At 66.0% G+C, this 11,792-nt stretch carries 13 protein-coding genes; 5 read left to right on the forward strand and 8 right to left on the reverse strand.

Annotation, left to right across the window (positions count from 1 at the left end; all coding sequences use genetic code 11):
* Positions 1-6 precede the first annotated feature (6 nt).
* Positions 7-609, reverse strand: a complete 603-nt coding sequence (gene yczE, locus K7G82_RS03045) for a membrane protein YczE (RefSeq protein ID WP_246623187.1) — start codon at positions 607-609, stop codon at positions 7-9.
* 60 nt (positions 610-669) lie between these two features.
* Between yczE and yczR the strand changes: the two genes are divergently transcribed.
* Positions 670-2,124 (forward strand): MocR-like transcription factor YczR, encoded by a 1,455-nt coding sequence (yczR, locus tag K7G82_RS03050; protein ID WP_222988323.1) that lies wholly within the window; start codon positions 670-672, stop codon positions 2,122-2,124.
* Between the two features lie 95 nt (positions 2,125-2,219).
* Here the strand turns inward: yczR and rplI are convergent, their stop codons facing one another.
* From rplI to K7G82_RS03070, 4 genes are all read right to left on the reverse strand, one after another.
* Entirely contained in the window at positions 2,220-2,807 is a 588-nt protein-coding gene (rplI, locus tag K7G82_RS03055) for a 50S ribosomal protein L9 (protein WP_222988324.1), read from the reverse strand.
* 14 nt (positions 2,808-2,821) lie between these two features.
* Positions 2,822-3,046, reverse strand: a complete 225-nt coding sequence (rpsR, locus tag K7G82_RS03060) for a 30S ribosomal protein S18 (RefSeq protein WP_010125005.1) — start codon at positions 3,044-3,046, stop codon at positions 2,822-2,824.
* A 12-nt stretch (positions 3,047-3,058) separates the two neighbouring features.
* A complete protein-coding gene (gene rpsF / locus K7G82_RS03065) occupies positions 3,059-3,481 on the reverse strand; it encodes a 30S ribosomal protein S6 (RefSeq protein WP_222988325.1) in 423 nt (140 codons plus the stop codon).
* A gap of 155 nt (positions 3,482-3,636) precedes the next feature.
* Positions 3,637-4,554, reverse strand: a complete 918-nt coding sequence (locus K7G82_RS03070) for a DMT family transporter (protein ID WP_222988326.1) — start codon at positions 4,552-4,554, stop codon at positions 3,637-3,639.
* 134 nt (positions 4,555-4,688) lie between these two features.
* On the opposite strand from K7G82_RS03070, the gene K7G82_RS03075 reads away from it, so the two are divergent.
* Complete coding sequence (locus K7G82_RS03075) at positions 4,689-6,221, forward strand: aminoacyl--tRNA ligase-related protein (RefSeq protein WP_222988327.1); 1,533 nt, start codon at positions 4,689-4,691, stop codon at positions 6,219-6,221.
* Positions 6,222-6,302: 81 nt separating this feature from the next.
* Here the strand turns inward: K7G82_RS03075 and dacB are convergent, their stop codons facing one another.
* Genes dacB through K7G82_RS03090 form a run of 3 tightly spaced genes read right to left on the reverse strand, consistent with a single transcriptional unit; the run spans position 6,303 to position 9,094 of the window.
* Positions 6,303-7,925: a D-alanyl-D-alanine carboxypeptidase/D-alanyl-D-alanine endopeptidase gene (dacB, locus tag K7G82_RS03080; protein WP_222988328.1), complete on the reverse strand. Its 1,623-nt coding sequence runs from the start codon at positions 7,923-7,925 to the stop codon at positions 6,303-6,305.
* Between the two features lie 27 nt (positions 7,926-7,952).
* Complete coding sequence (locus K7G82_RS03085; protein ID WP_222988329.1) at positions 7,953-8,414, reverse strand: RidA family protein; 462 nt, start codon at positions 8,412-8,414, stop codon at positions 7,953-7,955.
* Positions 8,411-9,094: a helix-turn-helix transcriptional regulator gene (locus K7G82_RS03090; RefSeq protein ID WP_222988330.1), complete on the reverse strand. Its 684-nt coding sequence runs from the start codon at positions 9,092-9,094 to the stop codon at positions 8,411-8,413. Before K7G82_RS03090 ends, K7G82_RS03085 begins: the two co-directional genes overlap by 4 nt.
* Before the next feature lie 121 nt (positions 9,095-9,215).
* Here K7G82_RS03090 and K7G82_RS03095 point away from each other — a divergent pair, with 121 nt between their 5' ends.
* From K7G82_RS03095 to K7G82_RS03105, 3 genes are all read left to right on the forward strand, one after another.
* On the forward strand, positions 9,216-10,187 hold the full coding sequence (locus tag K7G82_RS03095; protein ID WP_222988331.1) for a threo-3-hydroxy-L-aspartate ammonia-lyase: 972 nt from the start codon (positions 9,216-9,218) through the stop codon (positions 10,185-10,187).
* A gap of 80 nt (positions 10,188-10,267) precedes the next feature.
* Positions 10,268-10,996, forward strand: coding sequence for an oxygen-binding di-iron domain-containing protein (locus K7G82_RS03100; RefSeq protein WP_222988332.1), 729 nt, complete (start codon positions 10,268-10,270; stop codon positions 10,994-10,996).
* 57 nt (positions 10,997-11,053) lie between these two features.
* Positions 11,054-11,746 (forward strand): GntR family transcriptional regulator, encoded by a 693-nt coding sequence (locus K7G82_RS03105; RefSeq protein ID WP_222988333.1) that lies wholly within the window; start codon positions 11,054-11,056, stop codon positions 11,744-11,746.
* Positions 11,747-11,792 lie beyond the last annotated feature (46 nt).

An 11,792-nucleotide genomic window follows, 5' to 3' on the forward strand; every position in this document is an offset into this window, starting at 1 on the left:
CTTGGTTCAGGTCAGGCGTGGCCGCAGCGGCGCGGGGCGATGGTCCATCATCGCGAGGAAGAACTGCACCAGCGAACCGATGCCGAAGGCGAAGAGCACGGTGCCGAGCCCGACGGTGCCGCCCAGCAGCCAGCCGCCGGCAAGGACGCACAATTCGATCGTCGTGCGAACGAGCCGGATCGACAGACCCGTGCGTGCGACCAGGCCGGTCATCAGCCCGTCGCGCGGACCGGGCCCGAAGCCTGCGCCGATATAGGCGGCGCTGGCAACGCCGCACAGGACGATACCGGATATCAGCATGGCGATGCGCGCCGGAATCCATACAGGTGGACCGATCAGGGCGAGCGCCGCATCGCTGGCGATGCCGATCAGCAGCATGTTGCTGATCGTGCCCAGGCCCGGCCGCTGCCGCATCGGAATCCAGAGAAGCATGACGACCACGCCGACGATCAGCACCACGGTGCCGAACGTCAGGCCGGTGTGCTTCTCCAGGCCCTGATGGAACACGCCCCAGGGATCGAGGCCGAGACCGGACCGCAGCATCAGCGCGGAGGCGAGGCCGTAAAGAAGGAGGCCCGCATAAAGCTGGATCAGGCGACGTCTCATCATGATCGAGCTCTTGTCCAAATTGGCCTTGTTTTAAATAGCCACTTTCGCCATTCTGGCCTGATGATACGCAGCATCGGTACGGCATCGCTGGTTCGCCAACTCGGGCTATGGCGCGGCCAGGCGGGGGGCGCGGCTTACCGCCAGCTCGCCGATGGCGTCCGCTTGCTGATCCTGGACGGCCGGCTGCCCATCGGCGTCCGTATTCCGGGCGAACGCGACCTCGCCGCCGCGCTCGACGTCAGTCGCACAACGGTGACGGCGGCGTTCGCGCAACTGCGCGAGGAAGGGTATCTCGACAGCCGGCAGGGATCGGGCAGCCGCACGAGCCTGCCCGATCGCCGTGCCGATCGCCCTCCGGCGGAAACCGGAGAGGTGGAGCCGGGGATCGTCGATCTGGCGGTCGCGGCGCTACCCGCGACCGAAACCGTTCACCATGCCTATCGCAGCGCGCTGGCCAGCCTGCCGCGCCATTTGCCGGGCCATGGCTATGAGCGCGTCGGGCTCGACGCGTTGAGAGCGGTGATCGCGGAGCGCTATACGCGGCGTGGGTGTCCGACCGTACCCGAACAGATCCTGGTGACGCACGGCGCGCTCCACGGCTTTGGCCTGTTGCTGCGCCTTCTGGTCGGGCCGGGCGACCGCGTCGTCGTCGATCATCCGACCTATCCCCATGCCATCGATGCGATCCATCAGGCCTCCTGCCGCGCGGTGCCGGTGGGATTGCCCGGCCGTGGCTGGGATGTGGAGGCGATCGAGGCGGCGTTTCGCCAGACCGGGCCGCGGCTCGCCTATCTCCAGCCCGATTTCCACAACCCGACCGGGCGCTGCATGGACGAGGAAACGCGCGCGCGCATCGCCGATCTGGCGGCGCGGACGCGCACCACCATCGTCGCGGACGAGACGATGGTCGATCTCTGGATCGATGGACCGCCCCCGGCGTCGCTCGCGGCGCATGATCGCGCCGGGCGCGTGGTGACGCTGGGATCGACCGGCAAGAGCTTCTGGGGCGGGCTCAGGGTCGGGTGGATGCGCGCCGAGCCCCGGCTGATCGAAGGCGCCGCACGCGTGCGCGCCGCGCTCGATCTCGGCACGCCAATTCTGGAACAGCTCGCCGCGACGGTGCTGCTGGCGGACGATGGCGGCGATCTCGATCGTCGCCGAACGGCGGTTCGTGCGCAGCGAACGGCGCTGGCGGCGCTGGTCGAGGCGCACCTGCCGGACTGGACGGTTGCGCTCCCCCAGGGCGGTCTGTCGCTCTGGGCCGAACTGCCGGTGCCCGCGAGCACCGCGCTGGCGGCAACCTCCGAACTCCATGGCGTCAGGATCGGCGCGGGTCCGCGCTTCGGTGTCGATGGTTCGTTCGAGCGCTTCGTGCGGCTGCCCTTCGCGCTGCCCGGGGATCTGCTCGAGGCCGCGATCGTCCGGCTTTCCCGGGCCTGGAATGCGCTGGGGCCGGGCGCGCGCGCCATGCGTCAGGACGGGGCCACGCGACAGGCGCTCGCCCAGCTTTACTGAGTTTTTCGAACGCCGGACACATCCCGGCCCGACATAAAGAAAAAGCCGCCCGATCGGGTGATCGGGCGGCTCTATTCTGTCCGTGGTGCCGGAAATCAGGCTTCCGCCTGCTCCTCGGTCACCGCGGCGATCTCGCCCGGCTCGGCGTTCGGATCGAACTCCTCGGTGAAACCCGATTCGTCCTTCTCGAACATCGCGGCCATGACGTCGACGCCCTGCGCCTGCAGTTCGGCCTCTTCGGGCGAACGCGCGACGTTGACCTTGACGGTCACCGACACTTCAGGGTGGAGCGCGATCTTCACGGTCTCGACGCCGATCGATTTGATCGGCTTGTCGAGGACGACCATCGACTTGGTGACCTTCGCGCCATCGGCTTCCAGGGCCTCGACGATGTCGCGGACCGAAACCGAACCATAAAGCTGGCCGGTGTTCGACGCCTGACGGATGAGCGTGACGCTCTTGCCATCGACGGTCTTCGACGCGGTTTCAGCTTCGCTGCGACGCGTGGCGTTGTCGGCCTCGATGCGCTCGCGATTGGCTTCGAAGACCTTGCGGTTCGCTTCGTTGGCGCGGAGCGCCTTCTTGCGGGGGAGGAGGAAATTGCGCGCGAAGCCGTCCTTGACGGTGACGACGTCACCGATCTGACCGAGCTTCTCGACGCGTTCGAGCAGGATCACTTGCATTGCTCAGGTGCTCCTTACTTCACGATATAGGGAAGAAGCCCGATGTGACGGGCGCGCTTGATCGCCTTGGCGAGTTCGCGCTGCTTCTTGGCGGAAACCGCGGTGATGCGGCTGGGAACGATCTTGCCGCGCTCGGACACGAAGCCCTGCAGCAGACGAACGTCCTTGTAATCGATCCGGGGAGCGTCCTTCGCGGAGAAGGGGCAGCTCTTGCGGCGGCGGAAGAATGGGCGTGCCATGTGCTAAGCTCCTTACTCGGCGTCTTCGCGACGGGGACGGTCTTCGCGATCGCCACGGGGGCGGTCGCCACGATCACCACGGTCGCCGCGCTCGCCACGGGCGCGTTCGCGATCGCCCTTGCGCATCATCACCGACGGGCCGGCTTCGTGCGCATCGACCTTGATGGTCATGTAGCGGATGATGTCTTCGTTGATCGCGGTCTGGCGCTCCAGCTCGGCGACGACGCCGGCGGGCGCATCGATCTCAAGCATCACATAGTGCGCCTTGCGGTTCTTCGCGATCTTGTAGGCGATGTTGCGAAGGCCCCAGGTCTCGGTCTTCACGACCTTGCCCTGATTGTCTTCGACGATCTTGGTGGCGGTTTCCGCCAGCGCGTCCACTTGCGCCTGTGCCAGATCCTGGCGCGCAAGGAACACGTGCTCGTAAAGAGCCATGTCCGTTTCCTCTGTTGGCCGATCGCTGACGCCGCACCATGCGGACGCCCCTCCGGCTATCGTCTCAAAAGCAAACCAGGGCGGAAAGACGTGCTTTCCACCCCGGATGCGCGGCCATTGGCGCAAAAGCGGCCGGAATGCAAGCCCGGAATGGGTCAGTCGGCGGCCGCGATCGCGGTTTCGGTGTTGCGCTTCGCCAGCCTGTGCTCGCGCCAGACGATGTAGAGTCCGCTGGCGATGATCAATGGCGCCCCCAGCCAGGTCGATGCCGTGGGCAGCATGCCGAACAGCAGCCAGCCGTAGAGCGTTGCCCAGATCAGGCTGGAATAATCCATCGGCACCACCGTCGAGACCGGCGCCCAGCGCAATGCGGAGGTCAGCGCCATCTGCCCGATCCCGCCGATCAGTCCGATGCTGACGAGCAGCGCCCAGGTGGCGGGATCATGCGCGCGCGCGAAGAAGGGATAGGCGAGGCCGAGGATCGGGATCGACAGGACCGAGAACCAGAAGACCGTCGTCGTCGGGCTTTCGGTCTTGCCCAGTTCGCGGATCTGGATGCTGATGAGCGCGACCATGAAGGCGGCGGACAGGCCGACCGCCGCGCCGAAGAGCGGGAAGTGCCCATTGCCGGGCTGGACGACGAGCAGCACGCCGATGAAGCCGATCAGCACGGCCGACCAGCGATGCAGCCCGGCCACTTCCTTGAGCAGCAGGGTCGACAGGATCGTCGCGAAGATCGGCACGGTGAATTGCAGCGTCGTCGCTTCGGCGAGCGGCAGCAGGATGACCGCGCCGAAATTCGCGACCATGCCGATCAGGCCGAACAGCGTGCGGGTGACGTGCCGGCCGATCCGCGCCGTCCGCAGCGAGCCGATGCCGGGCCCGGCGAGCACGATGGCAAGCGCCACCGGCACCGCGAAGAACTGGCGGAAGAACAGGGTTTCGGCGAGCTGGACGCCGCGCATGGACGCCAGCTTGATCAGCGCGGACATCGTCGCGAGCGCGGCGATCGCCAGCAGGCGCAGGCCGAGCGCATAAAGCGGGCGTTGCGCGACATGCTGGGCGGTGGCCATTCAAGGGCCTTGGCGCAATTCGCGGTCCGAAGACAACCGCCATTGCTGGAAATGCTTTCGCCGTGACGCGGAACTGGGGTAGGGGCACCGTCCGGAACGCGATTTCGCGACAACCCTGAACCTTTGAGAGACCGATGAAGCACGCCCTCAACGTCACCCGCGAAAAGGATTTCGCCGCCTGGTATCAGGCGGTCATTGCCGAGGCCGACCTGGCCGAGGACAGCGGCGTGCGCGGCTGCATGGTCATGCGGCCATGGGGCTATGGTATCTGGGAACGCATCCAGCGGTTGCTCGACGATCGCATCCGCGCCGCCGGCTACGACAATTGCTATTTCCCGCTGTTCATCCCGCTTTCCTATTTCGAGAAGGAAGCGGAGCATGTCGAGGGTTTCGCCAAGGAAATGGCGGTCGTCACGCATCACCGCCTGGTCGGCGACGGCAAGGGCGGGCTGATGCCCGATCCGGCCGCCAAGCTGGAGGAGCCCTTGGTGGTGCGGCCGACGAGCGAGACGGTGATCGGCACCGCATTCTCGCGCTGGGTGCAGAGCTGGCGCGATCTGCCCGTGCAGATCAACCAATGGGCGAACATCGTCCGCTGGGAAATGCGCACGCGCATGTTCCTGCGCACCGCCGAGTTCCTGTGGCAGGAAGGGCATGCCGCCTATGCGTCGGCCGAGCAGGCGCGCGAGGAGACGCTGAAGGCGCTCGAAATGTATCGCAGCTTCGCCGAGGATTGCGTGGCGCTGCCCGTGATCGCGGGCGAGAAGCCGGAGAATGAGCGTTTCCCAGGCGCCGTCGCGACCTATTCGATCGAGGCGATGATGCAGGACGGCAAGGCGCTGCAGGCCGGCACCAGCCATTTCCTGGGCACTAATTTCGCGTCCGCGCAGAATATCCGTTTCCAGAACAGCCAGGGCGAGCAGGAACTGGCCAATACGATCAGCTGGGGCATGTCGACCCGGATGATCGGCGGACTGATCATGGTGCATGGCGATGACGACGGCCTGCGCGTGCCGCCGCGCGTCGCACCCTGGCAGGTGGTGATCGTGCCGATGCTGCGCGAAACCGATGAGGATGCCGCGATCCTCGATTATTGCCGCTCGCTCGCGGGCGAACTCACTGCGCTGTCCGCGTTCGGCGAACCCGTGCGCGCTTTGGTCGATACCAAGGCGACCAAGGCGAGCGCCAAGCGCTGGGGCTGGGTGAAGAAGGGCGCGCCGGTGATCGTCGAGGTCGGTCCGCGCGATGTCGCTTCGGGCAATGTGGCGGTGCTGCGCCGCGACCGGCTTTATGGCGAAGGTGGCAAGCTCGCGACCGGATTCTTGCCGCGCGGCGAATTCGTCGGCCAGGTGGCCGGGCTGATCGAGGAGATCCAGGCGGCGCTGCACGGGGAGGCGCGGGCCCGGCTGGAGGCCAATATCGATCGCGGCGTTTCCGATTTCGCGGGCCTCGAAGCCTTTTTCAGCGAAAAGGCGCAGTTCCCCGGCTGGGTGGAAGTGCAGTGGAGCCGCCCGACCGGCGCCGCGCTCGACGGCGTTGTCGAGCGGTTGAAGGCGCTGAAGCTGACGATCCGCAACACGCCGATGGACGCGGCGGCGGTTGACGGCACCTGCATCTTCACCGGCGAACCGGCTGTCGAGCGGATCCTGATCGGGCGTTCCTACTGACCGGCTGAGGTTGACCGATAGCCGTCATTCCGGCTTTCACTGGAATGACGGTTATCTTTCGTCCGATCGGCGGAGCGATCGCTAGCGCGGGCTGCGGATCGGGTAGAGGTTGATGGCTTCGGCGATCCGGGCGACGGTGTTGCCGCCGATCGTGCGAACCTTCTCGCGCATCGCGACGCCGTCGCCGACGCGCGCATCGATCGGCACGCGGTTGAGCAGCACCGCGAAGGCGACGCGTTCGCCCGATGGCGTCGTCGTATAGCCCGCCAGCCCCTTCGCCTTGAGCATATAGCCGTCGTTGAGCAGATCGGGTTCGGCCGACGTGCCCGTCTTCGCGACGATCCGGCCGGTGGCGGGCGAATTGGGCAGCGCGTCGCCCAATGTTCCGTCCTTGCCGAAGACCGGCAGGCCGTCCCTGAATTTCGCGAAGAACGGCATCTCGGTCATCGCGGCGAGATAGGTGGCGAGAAATTTCGGGGAAAAGAGCGAACTGCCATTGCCGTGCGAGTGCACGGCGCCGGACAGGTCCAGCCCCCTGGACGCGATGAATTTGCGCGCCAGAGTGAAGCCTCTGGCTTCCGGCCCCCGGGTTTCGGCCAGTTCCGGCTTGCCCGCGACCAAGCTGCCGGTGATGAACGGAATCAGCGTCGCGTGCAGATTATGGCTGACCTTGAGGATCACCTTCGCGTCCTCGCTGAACGGCGGGGAGACGAACTCGGCCACGCGGTTCTCCGGCGTGTAGAAGCGCTTGAGCTCGGCTCCGGCACCGGTGTCGTCGGCTGAGGCCGGCATTTGCAGGGCGATACCGGCGCGCGACAGTTCCTGTGTGAACAAGGCGGTCGCGAAACGCGACGGGCTGGCGACGAAATAGGGCTGGAGATAGGGTTTGGCGCCGGCGGGGATCTGACCGCTCAGCGTGACCCGGATATTGCCGTCAGGCGCGCGCTTTTCGGACAGACGGATCATCAGCGGCGAACCCGTCGCCGACGTGCGGATCTGATTGTCGAAGCCGATATAGGGAACCCGAAGCGAGGCCGTGATCTGCGCGGGTGCGCCCGGCTGGCCGGGGTGCACCACCAGATCGATCATATTGTCGTTGACCGTGATCGGCGAGATCGTTGCGCCGGACCCGACTTCGCGCGTGCCCTCGGGAAACAGGCTGGCGTCGACGATCACGCGCCCTTCGATCCGCTTGATGCCGGCCGCCGCCACCTGCCGGGCGAGGTCGACGAGCGGCTGGACCGGATTTCCGGGCAGCGGAACGGCGTCGTATCCGCCATATGAGTGATCCTCGTCGACATGGATCAGGCTGTCGCGATCACGCACCCGGCTCGACAGATTGGCATCGCCGCGCCCCACCAGTATCAGATCGCCCTGCAGCACGCCGCTCCGGATCGGGCCGGTGCGGTAGACGGGGGTGCGGAACCTGTAATCGGGGCCGAGCAGCGCCATGCCGGCGCCGACCGCGACGACCTTGGTCGTCGACGCGCCGTCCATCAGCGTTTCGCCGTTCCAGGAATAGATGAGCTGCTTGCGGTCGAGCGAGTAGATGGCGACACCGAACAGCGAGTGGATGAAGGCGGGATCCTTTCGGATTTCCTCGAACCGGCTTTCGAAGCTGATCGCATCCTGCCCGTGCAGCACTGTCGAGGAGACCAGCGCGACGCCGGAGAAACCCAGGAAAGTGCGTCTGAGAAGCGTCATATGCCGGGTCCCCATGAATCTTGTCGTTCAGTCGATCGCGACGATCGCGTCCACCTCGACCGCGCAGTTGCGCGGCAGTTTCTTGACGCCCACGCTCGATCGCGTGTGGCGGCCCTTTTCGCCGAAAATTTCGACCAGCAGGTCCGAACATCCGTTCGTCACCTGCGGGATTTTGGTGAAGTCGTCCGCCGCCTGGACATAGCCGGTCAGCCGAAGGATGCGTTCGACCCGTTCGAACCTGCCGTCGAGCGCGGCGGAGATCTGACGGATCAGGTTGATACCGCAAAGGCGGGCGGCTTCCACGCCTTGCGCCAGATCGATGTCGCCGCCGACCACACCCGTGATGCCGTTGTCTCCATCGACCGACACCTGGCCGGAAATATAGAGATGATTGCCGTTGATCAGCCATGGGACATAATGGCCACCGGGTGCGCGCGGCATGGAGGGATCGATGCCCGCGGCGGCCAGCCGGGCTGCGATGTCGATCATCGCGCCGCCTCCGCCTGCTCGATCTGGTTCAGCGCATTGTAGAGCGTGGTCCGCGATATGCCGAGTGTGTCGGCGGCGGAGGAGGGGGCTCCGCGCAATCGCAACAGCCCCGATTCCGCGAGCATCTGGATCGCCTGGCGCCGCTGATCGGCTGAGAGCGCGCGCGGCTGCGCGCCCTGGCGGGCCGCGAATTCCTCGAGCAATCGCGTGATCTCGTCGAGCGAGCGGCCGCGCAGCGACTCCTTCACCGGCGATGCCGGTCCGGTCGAGATCAACTGGTCGATCACGCGGTTCGCCGAGGACAGAAGCGAGATGTCCATGTTGATGCAGATCGCGGCGACGCAGCGACCGGCGGAATCGCGCAGGCCGATCGAGGTGCTCTTGGCCGGCCTGCCGTCGGGAAACTGGTTGGGGTAGCTTTGCAGGACGTCGGGAAAATTCGGATCGTTGATCCGGCTGAGCCCGAGTTCGGTGGTGGAGTCGCCGATCTTCCGGCCCGATAGCGGGTTTTCGATCGCCACGATCGAGTGGGCCGGCTGCTTCAGATCGTGCAGCACGACTTCGCAGGTCGGTGCGAACATGTCGGCCAGCGCCTTCGCGATGGTCTCGCCGGTCCGCAGCAGCAGCGCGTGTTCACGGTCCGCCTGATTGTCCGGCTGGCTTTCGGCTGGCTTTCGCATTCATCCCCGCAATCTGGCTTGATGGCTATCGAATAGGCATGGGTTGTCAAGTCGTCAATATGTTGACAGTTCGTTCAATGTCAGGAAAGTGATCGACGAGGAAAACGGTGGGAGGTGCGAGATGACAGGTCCTGATTCGGTGATGTGCCCGGGCTTCGAGAATGTCCGCGAGGCATCGGCCCGGCTCTCCGGCGTCGCGCATGTGACGCCGGTCATGACCTCCCGCCAGGCGGATGCGCAGACGGGCGCCAGCCTTTTCTTCAAGATGGAGAATCTCCAGCGGGGTGGGGCGTTCAAGTTTCGCGGCGCCTATAACGCGGTCGCGAGCCTGTCGATGGATGCGCGCAGGGCGGGGGTCGTCGCCTTCTCCTCGGGCAACCACGCATTGTCGGTGGCGCTGGCCTGCCGGCTGCTCGGGGTCAAGGCCACGATCATCATGCCGAACGATGCCCCGCTCGCGAAGATGGCGGCGGCGCGGGATTATGGCGCCGAGGTGATCCTCTACGATCGCGCGACGGGCGATCGCGATGCGATGGCGGCGGATCTGGCGGATCAGCGCGGGCTGGCGGTGATCCCGCCCTTCGATCATCCAGATGTGATCGCGGGGCAGGGAACGGCCACGGCCGAATTGATCGAGGCGGTGGGGCCGCTCGATTATCTGTTCGTTCCCGTCGGCGGTGGCGGCCTGATCGCGGGATCGGCGCTGGCGGCGGCGGCGCTCTCGCCTGAGTGCCGGGTCGTCGGGGTGGAGCCGGAGGCTGGTGACGATGGGCGCCGTTCGTTCGAAAGCGGTTCGATCGTCACCATCGACACGCCCGACACCATCGCGGATGGCGCACGGACGCGCAGCCTGGGCGAATATCCCTTCCATATCATCCGCCGTCACGTGCGGCGGATGACGACGGTGAGCGACGCCGCGCTGGAGTGGCAGATGTCCTTCTTCCTCCAGCGGATGAAACTGCTTGTCGAACCCACCGGTTGCCTGGGCGCCGCCGCCGCTTTCGCCGAGGCGGAGAAGGGCGCGCGGATCGGCGTCATCGTTTCGGGCGGCAATGTCGACCTGCCGGCGCTGGGGCGGCTGGCCGCCGCCTGATCGCGGCCTCGACACGGACCTGCTCATCGGCGATGATCCTCTCGCCCGGCGCCGATGCGCGTCGGGCGGGGGAGGCTCGCATGGAAACCCAGGCTGACGAAATCGTTCCCGGCATCTACCGGCTGTCGACCTATCTTCCCGACATCGCGCCGCCCGCCGGCTTCACCTTCAATCAGTTCCTGATCGTCGCGGACGAGCCCCTCCTTTATCATTGCGGCCCCAGATCGCTGTTTCCGCTGGTTTCAGCGGCCGTCGCGTCGATCCTGCCGGTCGAACGGCTGCGCTGGATCAGCTTCGGCCATATCGAGGCGGACGAATGCGGGGCGATGAACCTGTGGCTGTCGGCGGCGCCGCATGCGCAGGTGGTCTACAGCCCTCTTGGCTGCGATGTTTCCGTGAACGATCTGGCGGATCGTCCGCCCAGGCCGCTGGCCGACGGAGAGGTGCTCGATCTCGGCGGCAAGCGTGTCCGCCTGATCGCGACGCCGCATGTGCCGCATGGCTGGGAAGCACAGGCGCTGTACGAGGAGGTTACGGGCACCTTGTTCTGCGGCGACCTGTTTTCGCATGTCGGCAATGGCGCCCCCCTGGTCGAGGAGGACATCGTTCCCGCCGCGATGGCTGCAGAAGATCTGTTCGCGGCGACCAGCCTTGGTCCGCAGACCGCGCCGACGCTTCGCAGGCTGGCCGAACTGTCGCCCGCCGTGTTGGCACTCATGCACGGATCGTCGTTTCGCGGTGATGGGGCGGGTGCGTTGCAGCGGCTTGCGGATCGGTATCAGCAGCGCTTGGCGGGCTTGTCCGGTTGACAGTCTGTTCGCGGTCGGTCCAAGTGCCGCGATCCAGTCTCTAAGATCCAGGATCCAATGTCCAACACCGACTCCGCCCGCCCGCCGTCCACCGGACTCTGGCTGTTCGAACAATTGCGCGCCGCCATCATCCGGGGTGATTATCCCGGCGGCGAGCCGATCCGGCAGGAGGATATCGCCGAACGTTTCCAGGTAAGTCGCATGCCCGTCCGCGAGGCGATGCGGCTGCTGGAAGCCGAAGGACTGGTGACCAAGCAGCCGCATCGCGGCGCCATCGTGGCGCAACTCGACGCGGATGACGCGCTTGAGCTCTTCCAGATCCGCGCGGTGCTGGAGGGGCTGGCGGTGCGTCGATCATTCCCGGCGCTGACGGACGAGCAGGTGGCCGCGATCGAGCGTGCGCATGACGCGCTCGAGCAAGCCGATGCAGCTGAAAAGCAGGCGAGGCATAGCGATTTCCATCTGTCGCTCTACGCTGCGGCGGGTCCCCGGCTGCAGAAGATGGTCAGCGATCAGCTCGATGCCGCGCGGCGTTACCATTTGCGGTTCGGGCGCCCGGGGATGGAGGTGTCCGATCGGGACAGGGCCGAACACCTTGCGCTGATCGAAGCGGCGCGGCGCAGGGATGTCGAAACGGCATTCAACATCATCACCGCGCATGCCGGTGATAGCGGGGTCTCCATCTCCCGTTCGATTTTCGAGGCGGAAGAGCGTCGCGCGAATGATCGAAAAGGGGAGGGTGGCGCCTAGCCGGCGCGTCGGCTGGTTTCTGACAAATGCCAATGATTCCAATGCT

It is taken from the genome of Sphingomonas colocasiae (assembly GCF_019880585.1).
Classification (GTDB): domain Bacteria; phylum Pseudomonadota; class Alphaproteobacteria; order Sphingomonadales; family Sphingomonadaceae; genus Sphingobium_A; species Sphingobium_A colocasiae.

Coding starts and splice junctions, on each gene's coding strand:
- yczE (WP_246623187.1), bottom strand. CDS start 609: ATGATGAGACGTCGCCTGATCCAGCTTTATGCGGGCCTCCTTCTTTAC.
- K7G82_RS03105 (WP_222988333.1), top strand. CDS start 11,054: ATGTCCAACACCGACTCCGCCCGCCCGCCGTCCACCGGACTCTGGCTG.
- K7G82_RS03085 (WP_222988329.1), bottom strand. CDS start 8,414: ATGATCGACATCGCAGCCCGGCTGGCCGCCGCGGGCATCGATCCCTCC.
- K7G82_RS03095 (WP_222988331.1), top strand. CDS start 9,216: ATGACAGGTCCTGATTCGGTGATGTGCCCGGGCTTCGAGAATGTCCGC.
- rpsF (WP_222988325.1), bottom strand. CDS start 3,481: ATGGCTCTTTACGAGCACGTGTTCCTTGCGCGCCAGGATCTGGCACAG.
- yczR (WP_222988323.1), top strand. CDS start 670: ATGATACGCAGCATCGGTACGGCATCGCTGGTTCGCCAACTCGGGCTA.
- K7G82_RS03090 (WP_222988330.1), bottom strand. CDS start 9,094: ATGCGAAAGCCAGCCGAAAGCCAGCCGGACAATCAGGCGGACCGTGAA.
- K7G82_RS03070 (WP_222988326.1), bottom strand. CDS start 4,554: ATGGCCACCGCCCAGCATGTCGCGCAACGCCCGCTTTATGCGCTCGGC.
- dacB (WP_222988328.1), bottom strand. CDS start 7,925: ATGACGCTTCTCAGACGCACTTTCCTGGGTTTCTCCGGCGTCGCGCTG.
- K7G82_RS03075 (WP_222988327.1), top strand. CDS start 4,689: ATGAAGCACGCCCTCAACGTCACCCGCGAAAAGGATTTCGCCGCCTGG.
- rplI (WP_222988324.1), bottom strand. CDS start 2,807: ATGCAAGTGATCCTGCTCGAACGCGTCGAGAAGCTCGGTCAGATCGGT.
- rpsR (WP_010125005.1), bottom strand. CDS start 3,046: ATGGCACGCCCATTCTTCCGCCGCCGCAAGAGCTGCCCCTTCTCCGCG.
- K7G82_RS03100 (WP_222988332.1), top strand. CDS start 10,268: ATGGAAACCCAGGCTGACGAAATCGTTCCCGGCATCTACCGGCTGTCG.